Annotated in this window: 3 protein-coding genes and 1 pseudogene; 3 read left to right on the top strand and 1 reads right to left on the bottom strand. The window is 46.2% G+C overall.

Features of this window, described 5'->3' with window-relative positions; translation table 11 throughout:
* The 3 genes from A3761_RS12225 to A3761_RS12215 form a co-directional block, all read left to right on the top strand.
* On the top strand, nt 1-1,185 hold a 1,185-nt coding region (locus A3761_RS12225), incomplete at its 5' end, for a glycosyl transferase (protein WP_068750279.1).
* On the top strand, nt 1,182-2,957 hold the full coding sequence (locus tag A3761_RS12220) for a sugar phosphorylase (protein WP_068509484.1): 1,776 nt from the start codon (nt 1,182-1,184) through the stop codon (nt 2,955-2,957). The genes A3761_RS12225 and A3761_RS12220, both read left to right, overlap by 4 nt.
* 183 nt (nt 2,958-3,140) lie before the next feature.
* Nucleotides 3,141-5,486, top strand: a complete 2,346-nt coding sequence (locus A3761_RS12215) for an esterase-like activity of phytase family protein (protein WP_068509486.1) — start codon at nt 3,141-3,143, stop codon at nt 5,484-5,486.
* A gap of 71 nt (nt 5,487-5,557) precedes the next feature.
* Here the strand turns inward: A3761_RS12215 and A3761_RS12210 are convergent.
* Nucleotides 5,558-5,784: pseudogene (locus A3761_RS12210) on the bottom strand (hypothetical protein); the annotation flags it as partial.

Below are 5,784 nucleotides of genomic sequence, written 5' to 3'. Positions count from 1 at the left end.
AACCTATCACGTCGCCCTCTGGATGATTTGGAAGATGAGTTAAGGGGCTTTAGTAAACAACGCCCCATGTCCTTGATTCTTCCATCTCTTTTCTCCGAACTCGAAGGTGAGGCACTACCCAAGATCGTCAGCCACCTCGAAGGTGCCGACTATCTATCAGAAATCGTTATTGGCTTAGATCGAGCTAACGAGGCGCAGTACCGGCACGCTTTAAAGTTCTTTGGCCAATTACCGCAACATCACCGCGTCCTCTGGAATGAAGGTCCACGACTCAAAGCGATTGATGCTGAATTACAAGCCTTAAACCTGGCACCAAAAGAGTTAGGAAAAGGACGAAATGTTTGGTACTGCATGGGCTACACGCTAGCGTCTGACCGATCTGAATCAGTCGCTCTGCACGATTGCGACATTGTTACCTATGACAGAGAACTATTAGCAAGACTGATCTACCCGGTTGCCAACCCTCGCTTCAACTATGAGTTCTGTAAAGGTTTCTATGCTCGCGTTGCTGAAGGCAAAATAAATGGCCGCGTTAGCCGTTTGCTGGTAACGCCGCTATTACGAGCCTTAAAGAAAGTCTATGGCGAATTAGAGTATCTACAATTTATGGATAGCTTTCGTTACCCACTCGCCGGTGAGTTTTCCTTCCGTAAAGATGTGCTTAACGACATTCGCATTCCCAGCGACTGGGGTTTGGAAATAGGTGTGCTTTCTGAGATGCACCGCAACTACGCCAACAATAGGCTGTGCCAGGTAGACATTGCCGATGTTTACGACCACAAACACCAGGACTTGTCAGCTGAAAATGATCAGGGAGGCTTATCCAAGATGTCGATCGATATCTCAAAGGCCTTATTTAGAAAACTGGCAACTCACGGCAAGACCTTTAACACTGAAACATTCCGCTCAATTAAAGCGACCTACTTTAGAATCGCGCTCGATTTTGTCGAAACTTATCACAACGATGCTTTGATGAATGGCTTGTCGCTGGATATTCATCAGGAAGAAAAAGCCGTCGAGCTTTTTGCTCACAACATCATGAAAGCTGGTGAAGCCTTCCTCGAGAAGCCGATGGATACCCCTTTCATTCCTAGTTGGAACAGAGTTATTAGCGCCAAGCCCGATATTCTCGAAAGACTATATGCAGCGGTGGAGGCTGACAATAAGGAGTTTTTCTCACAATGAACTCTATATACTCGGCTCTAGTCCAGCAAGCTCAACACTTGCTGGACGTTATTTATCATGACATCGAACTAAACGAGAGCACCGCCTCTCTAACAGATAGCGCGCTTAAGGAAATGAGGCTAGATACTAGCTGCCAGACACCAGGGGATCACCAGACATTATGGGATCAATCAACAACGTGCATGATTACTTATGGCGACACATTTCTTGTCGATGGGGAAAAACCTCTCCATACACTCAAGCACTTTCTTGACGAGCACTGTGAAAGCACCATTAATTCAGTTCATATCCTGCCTTTTTTCCCCTATAGCTCAGACGATGGCTTTGCGGTCATGGATTTTTCAAGCGTTAATGAAGCCTTAGGCGATTGGCCCGATATCCAGGACATCGCCAGCCACTATAAGCTTATGAGTGATCTGGTGATTAACCATTGCTCTAGCCGTAGTGTCTGGTTTCAGAACTTTATTAAAGCCGAAGGCCCTGGACACGATTACTTTTTTACCGAAGACCCGGAAACAGACCTAAGCGCTGTCGTTAGGCCCAGAACAAGCCCACTACTTAGAAAAACTGAAACGCCTTACGGCACGCAACACGTATGGTGTACCTTTAGTCATGATCAGGTCGACTTCGATTTCAGAAACCCTCGGGTATTACTGCAATTCATCAAGATCATTAGACACTACCTCGATATGGGCGTTCGAGTATTTCGCCTGGATGCTATTGCCTTTCTATGGAAGCGTGCCGGTACTAGCAGTATCAATCTGGAAGAAACACATAACGTCGTTCGCCTGCTTCGTTTGTTAATCGAACATGCTCAGCCCGATGCCATTATTATCACTGAGACTAACATTCCCAATAGAGAAAACTTGTCGTACTTTGGTAATGCTAACGAAGCGCATTGTGTTTATAACTTCGCTTTGCCCCCCTTATTGCTGAATACCTTAATCAGTGGGAACTGTCATCACTTGAAGCTGTGGCTGATGAGCATGCCTCCGGCACAGCACGGCACTTGCTATTTCAACTTCATTGCCTCTCATGACGGTATTGGCTTACGGCCAATTGAAGGAATTCTCAACGAAGATGAGGTACAAAATCTAGTAGAAACCATGCAAAGCTTCGGAGGACAAATCTCATGGCGAGCACTGGACAGCGTAGATGGTCGAAATACCGAAACGCCTTCTCGCAAACCATACGAAATCAATATCTCACTATTCGATGCGCTACAAGGCACGACAGAAGGAAAAGATCAATTCGGTATCGAACGTTTTCTCTGTGCACATACCATTATGTTTGGCTTAGAGGGCATTCCGGGTATTTATGTCCATAGCTTGCTAGCCACCCAAAACGACTATAAGCGAATGGAGAACACCGGCCATAATCGATCTATTAACAGACACCAGTGGGACTATACAGATTTAACTACGCAGCTTAACGAAAACACGCATCACCAGCGTGTCTTCAGCGAAATAAAACGTCTGCTAAAAATCCGACAACAACATGCTGCCTTTCACCCTAATGCAGTGCAATTCACTTTGCACCTGGGGGATAAAATATTCGCCTATTGGCGTCAGTCTCCAGACAGAAAGCAAAGCATTTTTTGTATATCGAACATCAGCAAGGAGTCACAGCAACTTGCGATAGCTGACATTAATCTGGTCGATACTCAAGCATGGTGCAACTTAATCAGTGGGCAAGAGCTTAGCAAAGCTGATAACACAATCGATTTAGCGCCTTATCAGACAATCTGGTTATCAAACCTCTGTGCTCTCTAGCCCGGCTAAATCAACTCGCCTCCTGTTTCGACTAGTCATTTTTCTATAGAAACAGGAAGGCTCCACTCCTTGCATATAAGTACCGTCACCAAAGTGACTTAAAAGAGACATAAATTTGTAGCACTCTCGAAACATAATTCCCTCTTCAGTAAAAACACCTATCGTTAAATGGAAAGGAAAATTATGCACTCTATGAATATGTTTAAGAAAACGGCTCTCGCTCTCGCCATTTCAAGCCCCCTCTTGTTAGCAGGTTGCAGCGATGACGATAAAGACTCCTCGTCAGTCAAAAACTTCAATAGAGTGGCGACTTTCCACGTATGTGAGCAGATCAATACTCAATGTAATGACGACACCGAAACCGTTGCAGAAATTGTTGCCGCAAGCACTGACGGACAAACGTTAATCTATACTGACAGCGAGCAAGAACAGCTAGGCTTCGTCGATATTTCTACTATTGAGTCTCCGGCTGCTGCAGGCACATTCGCACTCAATGGCGAGCCAACATCAGTAGCGATCAAAGGAGAGTACGCTCTCGCGGCTGTAAACACTTCAACAGACTACGTCACGGTATCGGGCGAGCTAGCTGTCATTAATATTGCGAGTAAAACTCTAGTTAGAACGATCGCTCTTGGCGGCCAACCAGACTCTATCGCAGTCAGCCCGGACAGCATGTATGCACTTGTGATTCTTGAAAACGAGCGTGATGAAGATCTAGGCGATGGTGCGCCACCGCAGCTTCCAGCTGGCGAGCTGGTTATTCTTAACCTAAGCGGTGAACCTGCTGATTGGACAAGCCAAACTCTAGACATCACCGGAATTGCTGACCTGTACGCAGCAGACCCTGAGCCAGAATATGTCGATATCAACAGTGACAATATCGCTGTTGTCACACTTCAGGAAAACAACCACATTTTATTAGTTGACCTGGAAACAGCCACGGTTAGCGCAGACTTCTCAGCGGGTACCGTTGATCTTGAAAACATCGACAACACAGAAGAAGATGCCGCCATTATTTCATTAAGCGAGAGCTTAAACGATATTCCTCGTGAGCCTGATGGCGTATCTTGGATTGACACTGAATATTTCGCCACTGCCGATGAAGGTGATTTAGACGGTGGCAGCCGTGGCTTCACAATCTTCAACAAGCAAGGTGAAGTGGTTTACTCTTCCGGCAACGACCTGGACCACATGGCAGTTCGCTTCGGCCACTACCCAGATGCTCGTTCTGGAAACAAAGGTAACGAGCCTGAGAATATCGAAGTTGCTAGCTTCGGTGGTACGCCTTACTTATTCGTCAACTCTGAACGTGCTAACCTAGTATTTGTTTACGATGTCAGTAACCCAGAGCAGCCTGTATACAAGCAAACCCTACCTGCGGGTGTGGGCCCTGAAGGTGGCTTGGCTATCCCTGATAGAAACCTACTGGTTGTCGCCAGTGAAAAAGATGATCGTGGTGATAAGTTCCGTGCGGCATTGAATATCTATCAGCGCTCTAGCGCAGATGCAAGCTACCCAACAATCGAGTCAACTAATCGAGTCGATGAGACACCCATACCTTGGAGCGCACTATCTGGTTTGGCAGCAAGCCCAACAGATGAAAACATGCTTTATTCCATCGAAGACAGCTTCTATGGTCAAAGTCGTATTTTCGGTATTGACGTCAGCACCACACCCGCTCAGCTGAACCAGGAAGTCACAATCAAAGATAGCAATAATATCTTTGCAGCCATTTCCAGAAGCGTTTTGGCAGATGATTCGGTTGATGCTGACGATGCAACACGCGTCAGTGTTTTCGATGAAGCAGACCTAGCGCTACTGATCAATGATGACAACAGCGTCAATATTGACCCTGAAGGTATAGCCGTTGCCAGCGATGGCGGTTTCTGGGTTGCTTCTGAAGGTTCAGGTACACAAGGGGATGCAGGACGACCAATCAATAGCTTGAACTTCATATTCAAAACCGATGCGAATGGCGTCATTGAAGAAGTTATCACACTGCCACAATCAGTGAATGATATTCAAGTACGCTTCGGCTTTGAAGGCATCACTGAATATAACGGTTCAGTCTATGTAGCAATTCAGCGCGCTTGGGGCGATGAAGCGAATCCACGCATTGGTGCTTACAATACGACAAGTGAGCAGTGGAGCTTCTTCTTCTACCCTCTCGATACTGCCGAGTCGCAAAATGGTGGCTGGGTTGGTTTATCTGATATCACCTCGATTGGCGACGGTAAGTTCCTAATGCTTGAGCGTGATAACCAGGGCGGCAAAGATGCAGCCATTAAGCGCATCTATGAGTTTGACGTATCTGCACTGAGCGATGGCGACACCATTAGCAAGACTCTGGTCAGAGATCTTATTGCTGAAGGTGACTTGTCTGCGCCAGGTGGAGCGACTTACGAGAAAATGGAAGGCTTAGCCGTAACTGCAGACAATACTGTTTATGTCGTCAATGACAATGACGGTGTTGATGATAGCAATGGTGAGACGCAGTTAATCAACTTAGGTAATGATTTACTAAACTAAGTGTTAAACAGGTTTAGTCTTACTTAAACAAAAGGGGCCGGTCGATTTAGACCCGCCCCTTTTTTCATGCTCTAGGCAACACTCTTAGGTTCTTTCATTCGTAATGCAACGAAAGCGGCAATCGCCAGTAGAATTCCAGCCACGATAAATGACCAGACATAGGATCCGGTACTCGCGACTATCGCTCCCGATATTTTGGTCATCACAAAACCGCCTATTCCCCACGAAGTAAACAGAAGGCCATAATTGATACCAAAGGACTTCAAGCCCCACCAACCCTTACAAAAGGCAGGAAAAA

The organism is Oleiphilus sp. HI0123 (assembly GCF_001635315.1).
This window is presented reverse-complemented; position numbering and strand designations above follow the sequence as displayed.